General features: G+C 35.9%; 17 protein-coding genes. 8 read left to right on the forward strand and 9 right to left on the reverse strand.

Features of this window, described 5'->3' with window-relative positions:
• The first annotated feature begins 7 nt into the window (after positions 1-7).
• The 3 genes from DFR57_RS03360 to DFR57_RS03370 all read left to right on the forward strand — a co-directional run bounded on the left by DFR57_RS03360 (position 8) and on the right by DFR57_RS03370 (position 3,114).
• Positions 8-1,066 (forward strand): NAD(P)/FAD-dependent oxidoreductase, encoded by a 1,059-nt coding sequence (locus DFR57_RS03360; RefSeq protein WP_114351735.1) that lies wholly within the window; start codon positions 8-10, stop codon positions 1,064-1,066.
• Between the two features lie 76 nt (positions 1,067-1,142).
• Complete coding sequence (locus tag DFR57_RS03365) at positions 1,143-2,150, forward strand: ABC transporter substrate-binding protein (RefSeq protein WP_170132894.1); 1,008 nt, start codon at positions 1,143-1,145, stop codon at positions 2,148-2,150.
• Positions 2,151-2,172: 22 nt separating this feature from the next.
• Positions 2,173-3,114: an iron-hydroxamate ABC transporter substrate-binding protein gene (locus DFR57_RS03370; RefSeq protein ID WP_114351737.1), complete on the forward strand. Its 942-nt coding sequence runs from the start codon at positions 2,173-2,175 to the stop codon at positions 3,112-3,114.
• 156 nt (positions 3,115-3,270) lie between these two features.
• On the opposite strand, the gene DFR57_RS03375 is transcribed toward DFR57_RS03370, so the two are convergent.
• Both DFR57_RS03375 and DFR57_RS03380 read right to left on the reverse strand, forming a co-directional pair.
• Positions 3,271-3,855 (reverse strand): hypothetical protein, encoded by a 585-nt coding sequence (locus DFR57_RS03375; protein ID WP_114351738.1) that lies wholly within the window; start codon positions 3,853-3,855, stop codon positions 3,271-3,273.
• Positions 3,856-3,864: 9 nt separating this feature from the next.
• Entirely contained in the window at positions 3,865-5,025 is a 1,161-nt protein-coding gene (locus tag DFR57_RS03380; protein WP_114351739.1) for a ParM/StbA family protein, read from the reverse strand.
• 473 nt (positions 5,026-5,498) lie between these two features.
• Between DFR57_RS03380 and DFR57_RS03385 the strand changes: the two genes are divergently transcribed.
• The gene (locus DFR57_RS03385; protein WP_114351740.1) at positions 5,499-5,855 is read left to right on the forward strand and encodes a DoxX family protein; all 357 of its coding nucleotides are present in this window, start codon (positions 5,499-5,501) and stop codon (positions 5,853-5,855) included.
• Between the two features lie 120 nt (positions 5,856-5,975).
• Here DFR57_RS03385 and DFR57_RS03390 read toward each other — a convergent pair whose 3' ends face one another.
• Positions 5,976-6,470 carry a cupin domain-containing protein gene (locus tag DFR57_RS03390; protein WP_114351741.1) on the reverse strand — a complete coding sequence of 165 codons (495 nt, stop codon included), beginning with the start codon at positions 6,468-6,470 and terminating at the stop codon, positions 5,976-5,978.
• 584 nt (positions 6,471-7,054) lie between these two features.
• Between DFR57_RS03390 and DFR57_RS03395 the strand changes: the two genes are divergently transcribed.
• From DFR57_RS03395 to DFR57_RS03410, 4 genes are all read left to right on the forward strand, one after another.
• On the forward strand, positions 7,055-7,756 hold the full coding sequence (locus tag DFR57_RS03395) for a response regulator transcription factor (protein ID WP_114351742.1): 702 nt from the start codon (positions 7,055-7,057) through the stop codon (positions 7,754-7,756).
• Complete coding sequence (locus DFR57_RS03400) at positions 7,753-8,697, forward strand: sensor histidine kinase (protein WP_114351743.1); 945 nt, start codon at positions 7,753-7,755, stop codon at positions 8,695-8,697. Before DFR57_RS03395 ends, DFR57_RS03400 begins: the two co-directional genes overlap by 4 nt.
• Positions 8,698-8,782: 85 nt before the next feature.
• Positions 8,783-9,709 (forward strand): ABC transporter ATP-binding protein, encoded by a 927-nt coding sequence (locus DFR57_RS03405; RefSeq protein WP_114351744.1) that lies wholly within the window; start codon positions 8,783-8,785, stop codon positions 9,707-9,709.
• A complete protein-coding gene (locus DFR57_RS03410; protein ID WP_114351745.1) occupies positions 9,702-10,391 on the forward strand; it encodes an ABC transporter permease in 690 nt (229 codons plus the stop codon). The genes DFR57_RS03405 and DFR57_RS03410 overlap by 8 nt, the downstream gene beginning before the upstream one ends.
• Positions 10,392-10,489: 98 nt before the next feature.
• Here DFR57_RS03410 and DFR57_RS03415 read toward each other — a convergent pair whose 3' ends face one another.
• The 6 genes from DFR57_RS03415 to DFR57_RS03440 form a co-directional block, all read right to left on the reverse strand.
• Entirely contained in the window at positions 10,490-11,470 is a 981-nt protein-coding gene (locus DFR57_RS03415; RefSeq protein WP_114351746.1) for a Gfo/Idh/MocA family protein, read from the reverse strand.
• A 194-nt stretch (positions 11,471-11,664) separates the two neighbouring features.
• Positions 11,665-12,114 carry a DUF1569 domain-containing protein gene (locus DFR57_RS03420; RefSeq protein ID WP_114351747.1) on the reverse strand — a complete coding sequence of 150 codons (450 nt, stop codon included), beginning with the start codon at positions 12,112-12,114 and terminating at the stop codon, positions 11,665-11,667.
• 327 nt (positions 12,115-12,441) lie between these two features.
• On the reverse strand, positions 12,442-14,127 hold the full coding sequence (locus tag DFR57_RS03425) for a methyl-accepting chemotaxis protein (RefSeq protein WP_114351748.1): 1,686 nt from the start codon (positions 14,125-14,127) through the stop codon (positions 12,442-12,444).
• A gap of 541 nt (positions 14,128-14,668) precedes the next feature.
• On the reverse strand, positions 14,669-16,192 hold the full coding sequence (locus DFR57_RS03430; RefSeq protein WP_114351749.1) for an MFS transporter: 1,524 nt from the start codon (positions 16,190-16,192) through the stop codon (positions 14,669-14,671).
• Between the two features lie 760 nt (positions 16,193-16,952).
• Positions 16,953-19,277, reverse strand: coding sequence for a glycoside hydrolase family 2 protein (locus DFR57_RS03435; protein ID WP_114351750.1), 2,325 nt, complete (start codon positions 19,275-19,277; stop codon positions 16,953-16,955).
• 69 nt (positions 19,278-19,346) lie between these two features.
• Positions 19,347-21,983 (reverse strand): glycosylhydrolase-like jelly roll fold domain-containing protein, encoded by a 2,637-nt coding sequence (locus DFR57_RS03440; RefSeq protein WP_114351751.1) that lies wholly within the window; start codon positions 21,981-21,983, stop codon positions 19,347-19,349.
• Positions 21,984-22,104 lie beyond the last annotated feature (121 nt).

Here is a 22,104-nt window from a genome sequence, read left to right on the forward strand (position 1 = left end):
AGATGATATGAATTCAGAGCAAATATATGACGTAACCATCATTGGTGGTGGCCCAGCTGGACTTTTTTCCGCTTTTTATAGTGGATTGAGAGAGATGAAGACCAAAATCATTGAGTATCAACCATTCTTAGGAGGAAAAGTTCATGTCTATCCCGAGAAACTGATTTGGGATGTAGGTGGTATGACGCCAGTTACCGGGGCGAAGCTTATTGAACAGATGGTCCAGCAAGGACAAACCTTCGATCCACAAGTTGTCCTAGGGCAAAAAGTTACTTCTATTGAAAAAGACGATCAGGATCTTTTTCTTATTGAAACAACGAGTGGTGAGAAGCACATTTCGAAGACTGTAATTTTGGCCGTTGGTGGCGGCATTATAAACCCATCAAAACTAGACCTTGAAGGCGCGAGCCGTTTTGAAGTTAGCAATTTAAATTATACTGTCACGTCTTTATCTAAGTTTCAAGATAAGACAGTACTTATCTCAGGTGGTGGGAATGTAGCCATTGATTGGGCAAATGAACTCGAACCTATTGCGAAAAAAGTGTACCTTACTTATCGAAACGAGGCATTGAAAGGCCACGAGGCTGAGGTGAAAAAGTTAGAAAACAGCACAGTCGATCTACTACTTGAAACCTCGATTCATAAATTAATTGCGGGTGAAGACCATAATCAGATTACTAATGTTCAATTGAAGAACAACGACGATGGATCGACCTTCGATATTGAAGTGGACGAAGTCATCATTAATCATGGCTATGAACGTGATACAGAACTCCTTTCACAAAGTGGTGTGAACGTGAAGCTGACAGAAGAAGGTCGTGTAGCTGCTTCACCTACATGCGAAACATCTGTACCTGGACTTTTTGCTGCTGGCGATATTGTCGATCATGAAGGGAAATTCAAGCTAATCGCAGGCGCTTTTCAGGAAGCTGGAAATGCCGTTAATAAGGCGAAGCTTTATCTTGATCCAGATGCAACTATCAGAGGAAGGGTCTCCTCCCATAATGATTTATTCAAAGAAAAAAATCGTGAATTAATCAAACATCTGTACAAAAGTCCTTCATAAAGATTTTCCAAGCACATGAAATTGTCAACGTGAGGAGAGCAACAGTTATTTTCAAACGATGAAGGAGCGTAAGTCTGTGAAAAAAATTAAATCTTTATACTTTTTGTTTGGTGTTTTGTTATTTGTATTAGCGTTGGTCGGTTGTAGTGGGGAGACTGAAACAGAAGCGTCCTCCGACTCAAATTCAGATAATGGCAAAAACGAAGAAGCAGAAACTCAACTTGTAGAGCATGAATTAGGTGAAACAGAGATACCTAAAGACGCTGAGCGCGTAGTAGTTTTAGGTCTGGAGGATATGATGTTATCCCTTGAAGCACCAATTCAAGCAGCCACTTCAACAAAGGGACAATATTTATATGATGAATTAATCGATTACGGTGCTGAAGTAATCGAAACAGCCGGAGCAAGTTATAATTTTGAAGCGATCCTTGCACAGGATCCAGATCTGATTTTAGTCAATGCAGCTCCTGCGGGTGCGGATGGCCTTTATGACAAATTAACTGATATTGCTCCAACGCTTGCTTTAGATCGAGAAGATTGGGAAACCTCCATACAAAAAATCGCAAATGTTTTTGGTAAAGAAGACAAAGCGGATCAAGTAATCTCAAACTTTCATACAGAGCTCGAAGAAGCAAAAGAAAAAATTATTGCCGAAGTTGGAGAAGGTAAGACTGTAGCATTTATAAGGCCTACTCCAAAAGACGCACAGATTCTCTTCCCGGGCTTCTCCTATACTCGTCTGCTATATGAGAATAACTTAGGACTAGAATCTGGGGATTTAGTAAAAGAATTACAGGAACAAGAAGAAGAGGATGCATGGGGAATGGTGATGTCACTTGAAAAATTACCTTATTTAGAGGCAGATTATGTATTTGTGACAGCTGGTTCTTCTCTCGCAAATGAAGAAGATACAGAAAAAGCGCTGCTAATGCTTGAAGAATTGAAAGAGGACTCGCTTTGGCAAAGTATTCCCGCAGCTAAGAATGACAATATTTTCACCGTATCGTCTCGCCATTGGATGCTAAATGGTCCAATTGCAGAATCTAGAAAAATAGAAGACGTCCTCAACGCATTAACCAATTAATAATTAAAAAGGAGATCAAATCATGAAACAACTAAAAACTTTGTTCATTATGGTAATTTTTCTGTTGCTGATAAGTGCGTGTGGGCAGGACGATCAAACGAGTCAAGCAAAGGGAGAATCAGAAACTAAAATATACACAGACACTACTGGAGTAGAAGTTGAAATTCCTAAAAATCCAGAACGTATTGTAACGACACAATACTTAGATGCCATGATCGCCCTTGGCCATAAACCAGTAGGGGCTGCTACACACGTACTGGATAATAATTATTTGAAAGAAAAACAAGAAGGTGTTGTAGATATCGGTAACCCTGTAAATGTGGAGAAAGTGTTAGAATTAGAGCCAGATTTGATTATTACTGCAAATCCGGAGGAAGTTGAGCAGCTTAGCAAGATTGCCCCAACGGTTGTCATTGCCTTTAATGCTGTCGATGTTTATGGCCAATTAACAGAAGTGGGCAAGGTGCTCGGTAAAGAAGATGAAGCAGAGGCTTGGATTGCTGACTATAAAGAGAAATCAGAAGAAGCGCAGGAGCAGTTAAATGGAGTCATAGGTGAAGATGAAACAGTCAGTATTTTTATGACCTACAAAAACATTTTACGGGTTTACGGTGGCAGAAATATCGGACATATTTTTTATCGTTCTCTAGGTTTAACGCCTCCACCGTATATACAGGAAAAAATAGCGGATGATCCGGAGTTTGTTGAATTTAACAATGAAGAAATCTCTATGGAAAAACTGCCAGAGCTTGCTGGTGATCATATCATCATGCTTAACTATGGCCCTGAAACAAGTGAAGAAGGTGGCATGTTTAATGACATAGAAAACAGTACTTTATGGCAGAATCTTGATGCTGTTGAAGCTGGAAACTTTCATGTGATTCAACAGGAGCCGTGGTTTACCTATTCCCCTATCGCCTCTAAAGAATCTTTAGAGTTATCTGTTGATTTACTAACGAAATAAGTAAATGATCGCTTAAATACCTGACACGAACAAAAACGAATAAATATACTTGTATTTGAAAGCAAAAAACGAGGTACAACCCCTTAAAAGGTTTTACCTCGTTTTTTAGTGCTAAAGAATATGATGTTTTCACTTTACAAGGATGCGACCTATAAATTATTTATTCATCCTATCGAGAAAACTTCCTAATAAATCATTCAAGTCTTCTTCCGGTTCTTGTGACTCACCTTCATCCGCTTCACGGTTATGGCTCAAGGCTTTGTTCCAATCAATATCCTCTAAATCATCTGTCTTCTCTTTACCTTTTTCTTTACTCTGATTTATTTCCTGGGAAATCTTCTCCTCCTTATGCGTTTCCTCTGGAGGTTCTTCTTGTAAATACAAAGCTTCATCAATATCGGTTGCCTTACTATTTAAAGCAGCCAGTATAGAAGTGGAGCGAACCGGATCTTCTAATAGCTGATACATAATATTTCCGAGCAACGCCTCGGAATGCTCATGCTTGATCCAATTTCGTTGTGCTTTGGTTAATTGCTTCGGCAAAGGGACCGTAATGGTCTCCTTTTCCTTCGAACTTCCTTCCTGCACTCCTTTTTTCACCAGTTCCGCTATTTTACTGGAAAAATTGCGTCGCTCTTTTTCCTTTAAACGCTGGAGCTCTTTGATAATATAGTCAGGTGTATCGGACGGAATTCGAAATGATATCGTTTGTCCTCTTTCAATCGGCTTATTGTTTTTCATGTTATCACCTTAGGATTGTTGTGAGACTTTTTTCTCTTCCTTGTCACTTGTTTTCTTCATAAATTCAACAATCAGCTTATAGTAAGCATTGGCCATCATCCAAATGCTTTCCTTCTCATCTTCAAAAAATTCGATGTTATAGCCGTCTAAATTGTTATTTAACGTTTTGATATATTCCTTTAACACATTCGATCCACCGCCCACAAAATAACAAATTTCTGTTTGAGAATTCTTCTGCCAAACGTTTCTGAGTAGGCGATATTGCTTTTTGGCTAACTCGAGTAAAATTCTGTCTGTGGTCTCATGGACGCTGGTTCTGCTTCCTTTAACCATAATATGATTACGGTCATTCTTCCTCGTGATAATATCCACAACGTCGCGACGACTGTCTAACTCAACGCCGTGTTTGGTGAAAATTTCTTCGCGAATGGTCTCCAGTGACTCCGATACACCTAAATTAAACCCTTGCGCTTTATCATCATCCACTGTTCTGTTTTTAATCACCGCTATATCAGTAGATAGCCCACCAATATCCTGTATTAAAATTTGCTTATCGATCAATTTTTTATTAATGATTTTCAAATCCTGATCCATGACAAGGTTGATAAACGCTGCAAATCCTTCTGGATATATCTTTGCTTCATCGAATTTAATATTCACTTTTTTCCCTTGATGCTGCGGTGTGACAAGAAATTCAACCTGGTGAACAGAACCAATCAGCTTCGAACGATATCCTAAATCATTTCCTTCTTTCACCTCACGCAAAGGTAAACCAGTTCCCAGTGTATAATTTGCATCGATCATCTGATTCGCATTCGGTTTAAATGCCTCTACTGCATCTAATGCACTTGCTGCTAGTAGCATAACTAGTGTTTGATCTTCTTCCGATTTACTGCTTCCTGGATCAAGTTCTGTCGAGTTACTTGCTTTTGTCGCTAAATGCCCCACACGATAGATCGCATTGTTTTCTTTTAAAGCTGGTGAGTGCACACGAATATGTAATCCTTCAATTGGATCCTTCTGGTCTAATTCTTCCATTCCGATGACAGGACGGTCTTCCGTATCTCGCGCAATAATATTTGGTAAATTAAGCTCTCTTTCCATCTTTCCAAAAATCGCTTTAACTGAATCATTTCCAACATCTATGGAAGCTATTCTTGATTGACTCAAATCTATTCATCCTTCCTTTTCTTTCGTTTCAGACTTTTGCTATTAAAATAAAGCCTTCAAAAAGCATATTTTATATAAAGCCCTACATCAATACCTTTAGATGAAAAGAAAGATAACCGTAATCTTTCTGAAAAATAACTTATTTGTAAACTTTTTTGTATGCATTGTACACAAAGCCATACACAAGCATTTACAACGGTTTGTTTACGCTTTTGTTTGCAAGCAAACGTTATTTGTGTGCATAGCAAACATATTTGTATACATGTATACAGAAATGTACACGTAATAAGATTGTTGTTCTTTTTTAATTAAAAATGAATAATTACCCTTTATTTGGTAAATTTATCTTTTTTGATTTTCACTATTGAAACTTAAAAATTCAGTGGGGTATCTATTTTTTGCAGTTTTTAGACATAGGTTGTCCTCTGTCTTACATAGAAATAAGGTAACAACTAATAAGGGGGCATTTTATATTGAACAGAAATGTATCGACTTTCACCTTGATTCGTTATGCAGTTGGTTATGTGTTTATCGCGTCAGCTATCATGAAATTAATTGTTTCTGATTTTACGCATGTGTTTGCAGGCTTAGGACTCCCCTACCCTCAAATGATAGTTTTAATTGTAGGAATTACAGAGTTAGCGTGCGGTATTTTGATTGTTTTAAACCATTATGTAAGAAAAGCAACGATACCATTATTGGTCATTATGATTGCAGCACTACTTTTGACGAAGTTACCTATCATTCAGACTGGGTTCTTCCAATTTGCGTTTGAAGCGAGATTGGATATTGTTATGATTATTCTTCTCTATATTCTTTGGAAAAAATAGACCCTATAGTATGAATAATAAAAACCTGATCCAAAGGAAGCGGGCAGACCTTTCCTGCACAAACCAGTGGAATCAGGTTTTATTTTAATGGGTTCTTTTATTAATGAATTCGTGCCATGATCAACTATCCACCGTTAACCTTCTAATAATCCCCTCATGTTCTGGATACTTCGCTAGCAATTCGTCTTGCTCAAAAATTTTAAAATCAGCGAAATCAAAACCTGGTGCCACCATACAGCCAACAAGCGAAAAGCTGTTTTCTTCGAGTACAGTTGATCCAAAAATTGTATTCTTTGGGACTAAATACTGAGGAGACTCCCCTTCTGCTAAATTCAAGCCTAATTTCACCTTTTTATATTTCCCATTGGGTTCAATCATATGGATTTCAATTGGACTTCCCTCGTGAAAATACCATAGCTCATCAGATTTCAATCGATGAAAATGGGAAACATCTTGAGATCGCAGCAAAAAATAGATACTCGTAAACAAGTTTCGTGTGCCATCTGAAACTTCTATCGACTCTTCACCCGTATACGTACTTTGATAAAAACCACCTTCTGGATGGGGTTGTAAATCTAACATTTGAATAATCTCATCTACTGTCTGGTTATGCATCTAAACATCCTTTCTATTATGTATAAACGTCATTAGAATAGTAGATTTCTAATATACAAGAAAGCATATAACAACATGCCTCCAATAACTATAAATAATCCTATCATGACAAAACCATACACAAAACCTTTTCCCATAGAGAATAGATCTAAGGACATATTTTTTAAAGTCTCAAGCACTCTATTCATATTAACCCCCTCATTACATAAATCCATTAGGTTAGTTATATCGTAATCGATATTATTCGTTTTTAAAAATTAACTCTAATCACTCTAAGATAAATTCATCTTACCATTATTTTCTTGCATTTCACATGCAGCTCCCTTCTATTAGGGATACTATCTTTATAAGTCTTTATTTTGATAAATGAAATGACTTAAATTCAGCTTTTTACCTAGTAACCAACCCAAATAGATACAAAGTATATACAAAATATCAAATTATAATTTTATTGATTTGGTAAGAATTAGAAGATTTTTTGTACTATAATAAAGAAATGATTCTGCTGAAGTAGAAAAATAATCATGATAGGAATATAACAAAACTCGCACTCAGCTATTTTAATAAAGAAGAGGTGAAGCAAATTGAACGAATTGATCTTATTAGTAGAAGATGATGAACAAATTCATGAAATGGTAGCTAAGCATCTAAAGAAAGAAGGATACAAAGTTATCTCAGCATTTGATGGACATGAAGCAATAGCCCTTTTTTCACAGGAAAAAGTTGATTTAATCTTGCTTGATTTAATGCTTCCATCGAGTAATGGAATCGATATTGTGCAGAAAATTCGCGAAGATAGCTTGCTTCCAATTTTAATCATGTCCGCAAAAGATAGTGATGTCGACAAGGCTTTAGGACTTGGATTTGGCGCGGATGACTATATAGGTAAACCTTTTTCCTTAATTGAAATGACTGCAAGAATAAATGCCGCATTACGCCGATCAAACCAGTACACCCTGAGCCATTCAGCAAAACAAGAGAATAAATTAGCGGTGCTGGACCTTCTCATAGATTTGGATAACTTCACGGTCATAAAAAATGGTAAGGAAATCAGTTTAACGGCAAAGGAATTTCAAATATTAAGTTTACTCGCAGCAAATCCCAATCACGTTTTTACAAAGGGGCAACTTTTCGAAAGTGTTTGGAAAGATACCTATTACGGGGACGACAATGTCATCAATGTTCATATCAGAAGACTCAGGAGCAAAATTGAAGATGATCCTTCCGCACCGACGTATATCAAAACTATTTGGGGAATTGGCTATAAAATGGAGCTAAGTAAATGATCGTTATATTATCTATCATTATACTTATTTTGCTTCTATTACTCTTTCAGCAATACCATTCCAAGAGGAGCTTAGATAAAAATCTACGCTACATATCCAACAAAATAAATCTTATTATCTCCAATGAATCGTCAGATCGTATTTTATTAATTACAGAGGAAAAACAAGTACGACAACTGTTAATTGAAATCAATCAATTACTTGATTATCATCAAGAATATTTAGCTGACAATAACCGGATGCGTATGTCAATGAACCGCATGCTAACCAATATTTCACATGATCTAAAGACACCTTTAACCGTTGTTGTAGGCTATTTAGAAAACCTACAATACGATAACGATTATACCCCGGAAGAACGAACTGCTTTAATAGACAAGGTATCTGTAAAAGTGATCAATGTAGCAGGCTTAATTAATAAATTTTTTGATTTGGCTAAGCTAGAGTCAGGTGACTGGCAACTAGACTTTAGGCGAATTCACATCAATGAACTGTGTCGAAAAGTAGTAGTGGGATATTATGACACCTTAATCAACAAAGGCTTTGACGTTGCGATAGATATTCCCAAAGAACCTATCTATCTGTATGGCGATGAGGATGCCTTGAACCGTGTCTTACATAATTTATTATCTAATGCGATGCGCTATGGAAAAGATGGCAATTTTGTCGGCTTAACCGTATCACAAGAAAATGAGAACGTAACGATCGAAGTCACAGATAAAGGAAAAGGCATTCCCCATTCCGAACAGGATCGTATTTTTGAACGCCTCTATACAGTTAAAGATTCGAAGAGTGAGTTTGCAGAAGGAAGCGGCTTAGGTTTAACAATTAGCAAACGACTGATAGAACAGATGAATGGACAGATCGAATTTTCTAGCGCTCCATACAGTCTGACTACCTTTACCCTAACATTCAAACCTGCGAAAAATAAGACTTTTTAAAACGTAAGATTTACTTAAGGAATTGGTAAGAGAAAAGACATTTTCCTTTGCTATAGTTAAGCTAGATCGAAAGGGAGGCAAGAAGATGACCTATATTGTTCGAACACACAACTTAACAAAAGTATACAAAGGAACAGAAGTAGTCTCAGAGGTAAATTTAAATGTAAAAAAAGGTGAAATTTATGGATTCCTAGGTCCAAATGGTGCAGGAAAAACAACTGTCATGAAGATGATAACGAACCTTGTTACACCAACTGGCGGAGAAATTGAAGTGTTAGGTGAAAAATTAAGCCCCTCTTCCTTTGAGGTATTAAAAAGAATGGGAAGCATCATTGAATATCCTATTTTTTACGAAAAGCTGTCAGCCAGAAAGAACCTCGAGCTCCATTGTGAATACATGGGTTTCTACAATAAAGGTGCTATTTCTGAAGCGTTAAAGCTAGTAAACTTGGTGAACATTGAAAAGAAAGCCGTAAAGGAATTCTCTCTTGGAATGAAGCAAAGGTTAGCCATCGCAAGAGCCATTATCACAAAACCAGATCTACTAATACTCGATGAACCTGTGAATGGACTAGACCCTGTTGGAATACGCGAATTACGTGATTTGTTTTTAAACCTTAGCAGAGAGTATGGAATGACTTTATTGATTTCTAGTCATATTCTTGGTGAAATCGAGCAGATCGCAGATACCATAGGTGTAATACGAGAAGGTAAATTATTAGAAGAAGCTTCTATGGATATGATACGCAGTAAACATGTAGAGCATGTGGAACTACGTGTGAAAGAGCAAGCAAAAGCCGCATTTGTACTAGAAAATGAATTGAATATCGATAATTTCAGAATAAAAGAAAGCGATGATTTGATTCATATCTATGATAGTAACATTTCACAAAATGATATTATTCATGCGATGGTTACGCATCAGATTGAGATCGGATCGATTAATAAAAAAAGCAAAACGCTGGAAGATTACTTTTTACAGTTAATTGAAGGGGGCCATAAAGATGCGTAGCCTGATCAAACTAGAAATGAAAAAGATGAATATTGGAAGTATTATTTTAACTTTTCTGTATATCAATGCAGGAATAATCGGTGTATTTTTATTGTTTGGAATAGACGAAGACGCAACAGCTGAAATATTAATCAACTATGAAATTGTCTTTATGTTAATGGAAGTATTTATTGTAGCTGCTTTTGTTATCTATGCTGCGGTTCTTCTTTCGCATATGATTATAGAGGAATTTCGGGATAAAACGATTTCTGTATTATTTATGTATCCGATAAATCGAAAAAAACTTCTGGTAGCAAAGGTGCTTATCGTAAGTTTATTAACCTTCTTCTTTGTCATTCTCTCGAACATCTTTGTGTTTAGTAGCTTTGTCTATTTCAATACGATCTTTGACTATATCAACGAACCCATCACACAAGGCATGGTAACTGAAAGAGCCCTCCGCACACTTATTATTGCATTTAGCTCTGCGGGGATGGCTTTAATCCCATTACTTTTCGGGATGAGAAAATATTCTGTACAAGCAACGATTACCTCTTCTATCCTGATTATTGCGGTTATCTTTTCTTCCGTAAACAGCAGTACCAATCTTTATTCCTTTATGGCTACCCCGATTTCACTTGGAATCGTTGGATTTTTGATTGCCTATCTCGTTATTACGAAAGCAGTAAAAGCAGACTTTTAAAACCATGAGGGGGATGCAGCCATCTCCCTCATGGTTTTTCATATTGATTTGTTCTACACTTAAGCTTGCATTGTTTTTATTCGTTTTAAAAAGACCACTTATTTCTTTGTTAATTCATCCATCACCCAATTGGTCCTTGCAGCACTGAGTCCTGTACTTGGACATGGCACATTGCTACCGGTTAACTCAGCTACCATTGTTTCAACAAGCGGTTGATGAACGTGTTGAGGTGGTTCATAGCTCCATTCCTTTTTACCGCTTTCAGTAGTTAAAACTACTGGATCTTTCCCAAAAGTAGAAAAAGTGATTTTTCCTTTACTACCAACAATTTCATTTACATCTACATCTTCAAAGGCTGAAAAACACCAATTTCCTAAGCCATGCACACCAGACTCAAATTGGTAAGTTCCTGTAACGATATCTTCTGCACTATAAAGACCCGCTTGGTTTGCAGAAAAGCCCTGTAGCTGTTTAATCGGCCCAAGCAAATAGTCTAGAATATCGAGAGTATGACTTGCTAAATCAAAAAACAATCCCCCACCAGACAATTCTGGTTGAAGCCGCCAAGGAAGGATTTGATTTTCAGTAAGTTCCTCTGCAGCCTTTTGATATTGCATGATGGATACAAAACGAATATCACCGATTACTTTTTCATCCAATAATTCTTTAATCTTTACAAATCGAGGCTGGGCTCTCCTGTAGTAAGCTACATATAATGGTACATTCGCTTCCTTACATGCAGCGATCATTTCTGTACATTCCGCTTCATTGATCGCCATTGGTTTCTCGACATAGACAGGTTTTCCTGCTTGTGCTACTTTCAGTGTATATTCTTTATGTAAACCTGGAGGTGTTGCTATATAGACTGCATCGATATCGGGATCGTTAATCAGTGCCTCCGCATCATCATACCATTTCGGAACATTATGCCTCTCTGCATAGTCCTTCGCTAATTCCCCGGTTCTGCGCATCACTGCGACTAACTCTGAATTTTTCGTTTTTTGAAATGCAGGGCCACTTTTAACCTCCGTCACGTCACCACATCCAATAATACCCCAACGAACCTTTTCAAATTTCATGCAAACCCTCCTCTTTTTTTGAGTTGCTGCTTCGTTTAATCATTATTTCTATTTTAGCATGAACCGTAGGACTAAGACTTGGCTCGAATCCTATCCTCAATAAAGATTATAATCTTCGTATCGAAGATTCTTAAATTAGAATTTGTAACTAGTAATCGTTGAAATGTTATTTTGAATAAAGAAATTTCACTAGACTATACTCCAAATTGTTTTAAATGGTGATCCAGATGCTTATATATTCCTTTTCCCCATTGTTCAGCAGTAAGTTTTCCGAAAAAGGGATGAATCAAATTTTCACAAAGTTCTGATCCATTCTTTTGAAAATCTATTAATTTATGTTGCAATTTTTCCTTTTCTGTTTCAAAAATTTTTTTATCTGTAATTAAAATTTCTGGAATAGTAGACATATTCTGTGGTAACGGTTTGTCATTATAAAAAACGGGTTTTGCAAATCTCCCAACTATTAAGCCCAAATAACTTCTTTTAGCTATTGAAGTTCCCATAGCAATATCTTGAAAGGATGAACAATGAGCTAACATTTGGGCAACGTCCATTTTCCCCCATTTGGGTTGTGAACTCACACTTAATTTATTCAAACGATTCAATATTTCATTTGTATCCTTCTCTTCAAATATATTATTCATTAGAATAACTCCTTCTATAAAATTCAATTTATTTTTGAATTACAAAATAGAGACATCACAACATTACTTGCCCACTCTTAAATACTCACTTTTTAAGTTTACCAAATATTTTTGGTGAGACTATCGAAATAGTAATAAAAACACAAATTTTTTACGAAATAAGAATTAATTTATTAAAAAGTATTTTAAATTCTTATTACATTTAGTATAAATAATACCCCCGAAAATTAGTTTTTCTCTCTAATTTCTGGGGGCAATACCTTTTAATGTACGTCTTTTTATGGTTATATCTATTACATACCTGCTACAAACTATACAATCTAGTAGCTATTTATATATTTTAAATGTGCTAATCTGGTTCCTTAACTCCTCGGCCATTTTTGCTAAGTTGGAAGCAGACATATTAACCTCTTCCATTGTAGCTAATTGTTCCTCAGAGGACGCTGCTATATCTGCTGTGTTTGAAATAGAAGATTTTGCAATAGAGGACACTTCTTTAATAGATGAATTAACATCATTCATGCTTACAGACATTTTTTTAGATAGAGAAGATAAAATTGAAATTTCTTCACTAACATTATCCACAGCACCTAAAATGTTTCCGAAACTCTTCCCTGTATCCTCTACTAAAATCCTTCCTTCTGTAACCTGTTCTGAGCTATTTTTCGTCATTTCTACCACTCTAAATATGTCATTTTGTGTAAGCTCTACTAGGTTTGAAATTTGACTTGCGGAATTTCTCGATTGTTCCGCTAATTTTCTTACTTCATCTGCCACAACCGCAAAGCCTTTACCATGTTCACCAGCTCTTGCCGATTCAATAGCAGCATTCAACGCTAAAAGATTTGTTTGTTCTGCTATTTCTGTAATTGCTCCGATTATATTCCCAATCTTTTTTGAATTATTGTCTAATTCATTGATTAGTTCATTTGTGTCTTTCGTGGATTGACTAATGGAATACATTTGTGAGATAACCTTTTTTAACATTTCATTCCCAGTATTAGCTTGAATTGCCGTAGCAGACGTAGACTCAGTTAAAGTGGAAGCTGTATCAGTAATTTGTTTTATTCCTTTATCTAGGTCACTTATTGCATTTGCACTGTCCTGAGTTGCTCTTCCTTGTGATTCAGAGCCACTGGCCACTTCTTGTATTGCTGTAGTAACCTGATTGGTAGAAGAAGTAGTTTGCTCCGCACTTGCCGTTAATTCTTCTGCTGAAGCAGCAACTTGTTCTGAAGTATCTCGAACATTTGCTATTAAGTCTCTAAGGTTCAATACCATTAGATTAAAAGATGAGGCTAATTGCCCGATTTCATCTCTATTTTTCACTTTAATTTCATCTATTAATAGATTTCCTTGACTAACCTCATCCGCAGCTATAGCTAACTGCTTCAATGGTTTGGAAATAATTCTACTAATATACAACGCTATAGCTAATCCTAATATTATAGCCACAATACTTATAGAAGATATAACCTTGTTACTAAATTGGGACATGTACAATACTCCACCATTAGTTTCTTCAATTTGTGTATGATAACCCATTCGTAATTCGTCCGATGCTTCTGCTACACTAGAAATAATAGTGTTACTTTCATTTATTAATTCCGTGTAGGATTCATTACTAGTTGAATCCTTAATCATTATCATCTCATTCATTAAACCATGTAATCGCCCTTCTAAGTTAATAACTTCCTCTATTTCACTCTCATTCTTACTATCCGTAGACAATAGTCTCTCTGCATGATTAGTAAATAACTCATTTGATTTTTCAAATTGATCTATAAAGCTATTGTCTGAACTAACCAAATATTGAGTAACTGCCTTATACTCATTTAATATTTCTTTTTCCATTTCATTAAATAACTCAACTTCAACATTAGCATCCTCATTAGAAGATAAAAATTCTTCAATATGAGAGAATGAGGAAAAAGTAAGAGAGGCGATTATTATTAATAAAATTAAAATAGATATAAATCCAAGCAGTAATTTTTTTGTTATATTCATTTTCATATTACCTTCTCCTTTTCGTATAATATAGCTATGTTTACTATAAATTTTATGAAGAGCAATGATTATTTCCTTCACTTTAGGTTTAACTTACACCATAATGTGTTCTCCTTTCTTTGTAACAGAAAACATCATCGTTATAATTAACGAAATATTCATATGGAATTTCCTGAAATATAGAGACCGCTTCGCATAAAACCCATTTTCCATAGCTATAATAAATTTTTGAACTATTACAAGTACTATTTTAGCGCTGTAAAATAGTATCTTATAGTATTTTAGTGCCATTTTTTGTATAAAAATAATAAATTTGTACCATTATTAACTCGTAGTTAATGTTACTTTGTTTATAAGCTATTAAAATAGCCTAGAGTAAATACTACTTAGTTAAAGACTCGGTAGATGATTTGGTAATTATCAGTAGCTTTCAAACGCTACTGCTCCATCTACGAGTGAAATATTCCCCCAAAGCAATGACCTAGCTAAGAAAGCCAAAAAAAAAAGACTCAACTGAGTTGAGCCATTTAAAATATTTATATTAATACTAATTTGTCACAGCACTTTTATCCTTCTCTGTTATTTCATTTCTACGCGCTTCTATTTCTTGTTCAATTTCAGCCATACGCTCTTTATCTAATTTATAGAATTTCATTGCAATCAAAGATGCGGTCCATGCAAGCATCATAATCCCGATTGATAAGAACATTGTCGTCCAAAATATTTTGTCGGAATATGGAGTATCCACATCTGGAAAAACTGATTTGAAACCGATAAACGCAAGCACCAAGCCTACGAATGTTTGCTGTAGTGATGAAACTGATTTATCAATAAATGAATAAACAGCAGATATAACGCCTGGTGCATAACGTTCTGTTTTATACGTATTGTAATCAATAACATCCATTAACATCGGCATGCTAAGACCAGATGCAACGTAACGAACTGCTCCTCCCACTAAAAATAACAATAAAAATGCAATTGTCATAAAGCCAAAGTTATCCATACGAATCTGTGTTGGATCGCCTAACCATAAAAGTAAGAATAAAAGTCCGTATGTGATCAAGCATGACCAAGTTGCACCAACATAACCTTTCTTTGATCCAAATTTCATAGCATATCGCATACCGAAAATAAGTACTAGAATATTTGGTATCATCGCAATAGCTTGTGTGGTCCCCATCAACGCATAATTTCCAATGACAATCCCAAAAAACATTACATTAACTATTTGATTACCATGAATTTGCAAACTTAATTTATCAGTGGTTGCTGCTACTATATACATTTGCAATGGTCGATTTCCTTTTAGGATTGGCCATAAATCTTTTAACTTAAGAGGTACTGTATTTTTCCCAGCACCAAAATTTTCAATTCGGTCCTTTGAAGCAATTGCTAAAATACCAAGTCCATATGCAACCCCCGCAAGCACTACAGTAAAAATGGTCATCTCATGAAATAGTCCAATTTCACTGTAACCACCGTATTTTCCAGTTAGATACATGGATAGATATATGGTGGCAATCGTGTAAAATAACATCGTGTATATCATTGTAAGGATACCAAAAACCGGACGTTGTTCAGGATCATTTGTAATAATATTGTTTCCAATCTGAAGTCCAACTTGAGAACACGTATATCCAAAAATAAAAATAGCATATAATAAGATAAAATAAATGATTCCAAAGCTTTCTGGAATTAGATGGTTTGTGAAGAACAAAAGTAACGTAGATGAACTCATGAGTATATATGCAATAAGTATAGTTGGTCTAACTTTCCCATACTTTCCTTTTGTTTTATCAATAATAAGCCCAATGAGTGGATCTGTAATACCGTCAAGAACTCTTGAACCAGTAATGATAAAGGAAGCAATAACGGTCCCAAGTCCGACAATACCTGTGGCATAATAGGCAACGATCCCCATTAGAAACATAAATGCATTATGGCCAAATCCTCCAATCGGATAAAGAGACATTTGCCATGTTTTCGCTCTCCGATATTTCCTTTCTCTTTCCGCTTTCCTTGCAACCTTTTGTTCCTTTGTTAACTTTCTCTTCTCTCTCTTATCCACTAAAATTCCTCCTCACTAACTAACTTTTATTTTATGTTTGAATTCTTAAGGCTGCTGATAGAGTTACTGAAGTATCGCAAATATTGACTTATCATTTTTATAATTCACAATTGTAAACGGTGTCAAAATTTTATGACATATAATAAATTCAAGTTGTTAGTTCTACTTCTTCATATATGCTAATTCAATTTTGGTTATTTACTGTCATGACAAACTAAGAAGCTCTCTCTAATAAAAAACTCTTCAAAGGAATGTCAGTTCAGTTGATTTTAAAGCTTAAATTTGTAACCAATTCACCACAGTTAAATTGTTTGTACTACTATTATTTGGCAATTTACTTTAACATCAGCATTTTCACTAATCCCATTTCATTCAATTAACCTTTTAATCCTTAGTTTTGCTACCCGTTTATACACCTCTTCTTATCTTACTTTTTATCAACCTGCCTCCTCTTTTGACTATTACACTCAATACATTAAGCGCTTACATATAAGATAATGTATTTTATCGTCTTAGTATTGTGTTATAGTCACCTTTTTAGTCATTTAGGTATGTCTGCATGGATATTTAAAAATAATATAAATCTTCATACTTTTAATTACGTATTACTAAGTGAAATTCACTTCTTATAATCTACTGTTGATAACTATCTTTGTAGTAATCATTACATTGAGAATATTTTTTATTGTCCCTTTTTCAAAGATTATTACTTTATATCAAAGGGTGCCTCTTTTCACTTAAGAGACACCCCCATATCACTTTACTTTTTAATCCTAATTAACTCGCGGTTTAATCGATTTACCCTACGCTCGTCAAATATTGTATTTTTATCATCTTCCTCGCTAGCCATTGATGCCAAGACATCTAGTTTAAACCCCTTCATCATCCCGTACATTGGAATTTTTCTAAGATCGCCTAATATCCCTATGACAACATCTCTCGTCTTTTCATTTTCAAACAATTCTTGAAGTGTTTCACGGGAAGAATACACACCTTCAGGGATGTCAATTACATCTACTACTTCATCCTCATCAAACTCTGGAATGTCAAACCAATTGGAAACTTCTCCCGAATCATCCACTGGTGCTTTATAGTTAGGATTTGCCTCTGCCACTTTTTCAAACCAAGCTTGATCACTTAATACAGTATCTCCAGCTTGCGCTTCAACTCTAATATCGTTAGAGCCCTCTGCTAACGCTACATCTTTAAAAACTACAATTCTAGTAGATTCCGATTTTGTTTCAATTTTTTTATTATTGACCAACAGAGTAACTTGATCACAGTTAGTATATACCTTTAAATCTATATTATCACGCGAACGTTCTACATAACGCTTACCTGTAAGATGAACAAACGGTTCGCTTGACCAGTGCGCCTTATACATAAAGAAAGCATCTTTTTTTACATTTCTATCGTAAGTAACCAGTCCTTTGTTGTTACGCCCCTTTACACCACCTTCATCACGAACATTCGCGCCAAAATCAAACATATTCCATACATAGGTTGCCCATAAAAAAGGGCGTTCCTCAAATATTTTCCAGACTTTTTCGTGATATAATGCATGGTATTCTTCTGTGTAATCTTTTACCTTAGGTTCATCACTATGATATTCAATAATCCCTTCAGCACCGTATTCAGAGATACATAGGCTCGTATTTGGATTTATTTCATGGAAACTATCCAACCACGGAGCAAAATCTTCTGCTTTCCCATTGTACCAACCATAGTACTTATTGTAGCCAATGACGTCTGTCATGAAGTTATATTCATCTTTCTCTTCCACCATAAATACGTTGGCCATTGTACTTAATCGGGTTGGATCTTCTTTTTTTGTCAATTCACTTAGTTCACGAACTACTTTTCGAACCGCTTTCTCATGTTTACTACCAATTTGTATTTCGTTTTGAATTCCCCAAAATAGAATGGACGGGTGATTAAAATTCTGACGTATTAACTCCAGCATTTGCAATTTAGCATTTTCGCCCGTTAAATCCGTTTCAGATATTTCCGTAATAAATGGGATTTCTGCCCATACAACCATTCCTTCACGATCACACAAATCATAGAAATATTGAGCGTGTTGGTAGTGCGCTAAACGAATAGATGTTGCTCCTATCTCCTTAATAAGTGACATATCTTCTTCATGTTCTTGAGCAGTTATCGCCCATCCCATATCTTTTCGATCCTGATGGCGCGATACACCATTTAACCTTACATTCTTTCCATTTAGGTATAACCCTTTTTTCGGGTCAACATGAAAATAACGAACACCGAATGGCACTATTACTTCATCCAATGTATCATTATAGCTCTGCAAGAAAACTCTCGCTTCATACATGTGGGGATTTTCCAAACCGTTCCATAATTTTGGATGGTCGATTTTAAGATCCAAATCAATAGTTTTCGTTTCTCCGTTTTCAATCTTAACTTCGGCAGCACGATATCCAACCAGACCGCCTTCTTGGTCAACCAAATCAATCCATAGCCTCACCTTACTAGCTTCCGTTAGATCATTGGTCAGTCGTGTTTGCAACCTTAACTTAGCTTGCTCATTAGATACTTCTTCTTGCACTACATAGACACCTTGTGAACCATAATCCAATAAATCTACATGCACAGGGTTTACTACAACTAAATTAACATCACGATAAATACCACCATAGAATGTGAAATCAGCCCTTAATGGATAGACATCTTCAAAAGCAGAATTGTCTACTTTAACAGCTAATATATTCTGTTCACCAAATACAAAATGTTCGCTTAAGTCAAAACGAAAGGTTGAATATCCGCCACGGTGTTGACCTAAATGCTTCCCGTTTAAAAATACATCCGTGACACTATTAGCACCTTCAAATTCTATGAAGACACGGTTTCTTTGCTCTTCTATAGGTAGCGTAATCGCTTTACGATACCAGCAAGCTCCGCGATGAAATTCATTTCCATTTGCCCCATCAATTGCATTCCACGTATGTGGTAAAGATAATGTATACCAATTTTTATCGTTAAAATTCTTTTCTTTCACTTCATTTTTTTCTCCATTAGGGGAAAATTTCCATGTTTGATTTAGATTTATTACCTTTCTCATAGTTATACCTCCCACCATTATTTCATTTTTCCAAATGATCATATCAATGACGCTATTTTTAGTTACAAATTACTCTTCAACCAATAGTCTAACTGGTCCTAGTAGTCCGCTTGGTTCTTGATGCCCAATCCGAGAGAGCATATCATTATTTTCTTTCACAAGGGTATTCGTTACTTCAACAAGAAGTGAATTTATTCCCTCTTGGATATAATTACTCAATTCAAATTGATATGGAGCCTGGATACGCACTCCTGCAGATTCGCCATTTACTAATACTTCCGCTGTTTCAAATGCATCTCCTAAATCAATAAATACTCGTTCCCCCTCTGAAGTCCATGTTAAGTCTACTTCATATTGCATGGTTCCAGAAAACGATTGTAAACCTTCTATACGACTTAAATCAGTTAGTGACTTGATTTTGCCGAAAAAATTAAAATTAGGATATTGTTCAGAAGTTGCTGTTGAAAGTGACCAAGGGCCTTCTATCGTAGCCACCTGTTCAAGTTTTTTCAAATTAGGGCTGAGCTTTAGTGTTTTATCTTCAGAAACTGCTACAACTACTATCGTTTCATTCGGAGCAAGTTTTATTGAAACAAGTGAAGTTTCACCTTTTTTAACGACTTGAGCATTCCTTGCACGATTGTCATAAGCATCATAACATAAGACTTTCCCTGTAATTGGAAGCTCTGCCTCAGTCTCTATTTCATGTAATGGATGTTCATTAAAAAACATATATACATCCATATCCTGTTGCTCAACGTGATGGTAACGTAAATATGGTTGGTGGTCTTTTACTTGAATATCATAGTATCCAGCACTTTTCATCGTTCTCACCAGATCTAACAGAGGAATCGTCTTAACCCTTTTGTTTGAACCCAAAACCCGAATTACGTCATCGATAGACTCGCCTTCACTTGAACGTTGAGGAAGTCCATCAATGAAGAACACTGGTAAGCCCGCTTCTGCTAATTCTGCAAATCGTTTAATAGCACTAGCAGGTAATACTTCAGAATAAGGAATAATTAAGCAATCAAATGTCTCTTCATTTGATACTAACTTCCCATCTTGAACTTCAACATCGTCTATGATGGCATCACATGGAAGAACATCGCAGTCTATCTGATTTCTCATTAATTCTTTTACTGGCTTCTGAAAATACATATAGTCCCCTGCCGACCATTCTGCTTCTGCATGGTATAAAACAGCTGCTGAGGCAACATGTTTACCACCTGATAAAAGATGGCTCATTCGATTCGTATATTGGTTTAAAAATTTGTAATAACGATATTGAGGATTTTTCCCTCTTGCATACATATGTGGTGGACAATCGTAATCCGGATATTCTTTTGGTGAAAAAGCATGCGGTACAAAATAATTTACACCTCGAACCAGCATATGATCCGTAATCCATTTCATTAGTTTTAAACCTTCCACCCATCCGTATGCTCCAAAGATTTCTGCCATTGTACGGCCTTTCTTTTTCGGATCCATATGTGCAAGCGATGTTGCCATTTTTGCCATTCCGTAATTAAAAAACTCGTTATCAGCTTCACCAGCAAACATTCTTGAAGGAACTTCATCAAAGCCCGGATTTAATTGCCACAATACTACATCCAAACCGGACATATCTTGTCCACCTAGCGCTCTATAAAAGTGCCCAGCACCACTGCCAAGGCGAGCGTGCACGTTATTATCCTCTAAAACATGCCCAATGTATTCCACATCGTGTCCTCTACACCAATCCCCTATTTGAGAGGTGAAGTTTTCAGCATATAGTTCGGTAACTATATTCATATAACAGTAGCGCATTTTTGACATGTTTTCTTTGTCATCATGCCAAAGAAAAGGCAAGTGCTTCTTGTAATCTGATCCAAACTCCTTTTCAAGTAAGTTATACAATTCTGCACTCCAAGGAAGTGACACGGATGGTTTTCCAAGTTTTGAATCGTAGTAGGCTCCTTGATTGTCATTATAGAATCCAGGTTCATCGGAGAAAAAACCAGCTATCGTTCCACCGAAGTCATCGCTATAGCGCTCATAAAATGCTTCGTGGACGGTATCAATAAGGACTTTTACAGATTCCTTAACAAGTGGATTTAAGTAGTCATTTTTCTTAAGATCTCCGCCTCTTTCATTTTCAACAATAGTAAATATTCGCCAATACCCTTCAGGAATATCCCAGTAAAGCTTTCCTTTCTCAACTTTTGATGATAAATCCTCAGCTACATTCGTTAACTCACCTGTTTCAGAATCTCTCTTAATAGCAACTACTGCTATAATAGTGCCGCCACCTGTTTCATAATAGCCAGGTATATACGGAGGTGGCTCTACATTAAATGACGCATGATTACGCGGTCCCAGTGCATCTACATGATCAACTGATAAAAAAACACGGCGCAGTTCTTTTGGAGCGTCTTTTATCTTACCTGCTGCATGCCCAGTTGGAAAATGATCATCATCAAGGATCCATACACGCATGTCACGTTTTTTTGATTCCTCCATAATTATATCCATATCTTTCCACCATTTAGGACCAAGAAAGTCTGGATGTGGTCGCGCCTCTACACATACCGCTTTTATTCCCGCTTCGTATATCCGAGCCATTTCCTCGCGAAGTACTTCTTCTTCTTCTCCATGTTGCCAGAAAAAAGGTAATATATAATTTTCTTCGTTTCCATTTAATACATCATCTAATCTCGTTGACATTGTTTCACCTCATCTAGTTAGAATATATAGCTTCAAGCGCTTTAAAAGTTACTTTTTTTTAATATCACAAGAAATATATCCCTAGTCTATATATGTTCTTTTTCTTTCATCTTTCGTTTAA

The sequence above is a fragment of the Saliterribacillus persicus genome (genome assembly GCF_003337485.1).
GTDB lineage: Bacteria > Bacillota > Bacilli > Bacillales > Amphibacillaceae > Saliterribacillus > Saliterribacillus persicus.

What these genes read in the sequence shown, in the direction of transcription:
- DFR57_RS03360 (WP_114351735.1), top strand. Translation starts at nt 8, where the DNA reads ATGAATTCAGAGCAAATATATGACGTAACCATCATTGGTGGTGGCCCA.
- DFR57_RS03370 (WP_114351737.1), top strand. Translation starts at nt 2,173, where the DNA reads ATGAAACAACTAAAAACTTTGTTCATTATGGTAATTTTTCTGTTGCTG.
- DFR57_RS03375 (WP_114351738.1), bottom strand. Translation starts at nt 3,855, where the DNA reads ATGAAAAACAATAAGCCGATTGAAAGAGGACAAACGATATCATTTCGA.
- DFR57_RS03390 (WP_114351741.1), bottom strand. Translation starts at nt 6,470, where the DNA reads ATGCATAACCAGACAGTAGATGAGATTATTCAAATGTTAGATTTACAA.
- DFR57_RS03400 (WP_114351743.1), top strand. Translation starts at nt 7,753, where the DNA reads ATGATCGTTATATTATCTATCATTATACTTATTTTGCTTCTATTACTC.
- DFR57_RS03405 (WP_114351744.1), top strand. Translation starts at nt 8,783, where the DNA reads ATGACCTATATTGTTCGAACACACAACTTAACAAAAGTATACAAAGGA.
- DFR57_RS03410 (WP_114351745.1), top strand. Translation starts at nt 9,702, where the DNA reads ATGCGTAGCCTGATCAAACTAGAAATGAAAAAGATGAATATTGGAAGT.
- DFR57_RS03415 (WP_114351746.1), bottom strand. Translation starts at nt 11,470, where the DNA reads ATGAAATTTGAAAAGGTTCGTTGGGGTATTATTGGATGTGGTGACGTG.
- DFR57_RS03420 (WP_114351747.1), bottom strand. Translation starts at nt 12,114, where the DNA reads ATGAATAATATATTTGAAGAGAAGGATACAAATGAAATATTGAATCGT.
- DFR57_RS03425 (WP_114351748.1), bottom strand. Translation starts at nt 14,127, where the DNA reads ATGAAAATGAATATAACAAAAAAATTACTGCTTGGATTTATATCTATT.
- DFR57_RS03435 (WP_114351750.1), bottom strand. Translation starts at nt 19,277, where the DNA reads ATGAGAAAGGTAATAAATCTAAATCAAACATGGAAATTTTCCCCTAAT.
- DFR57_RS03440 (WP_114351751.1), bottom strand. Translation starts at nt 21,983, where the DNA reads ATGTCAACGAGATTAGATGATGTATTAAATGGAAACGAAGAAAATTAT.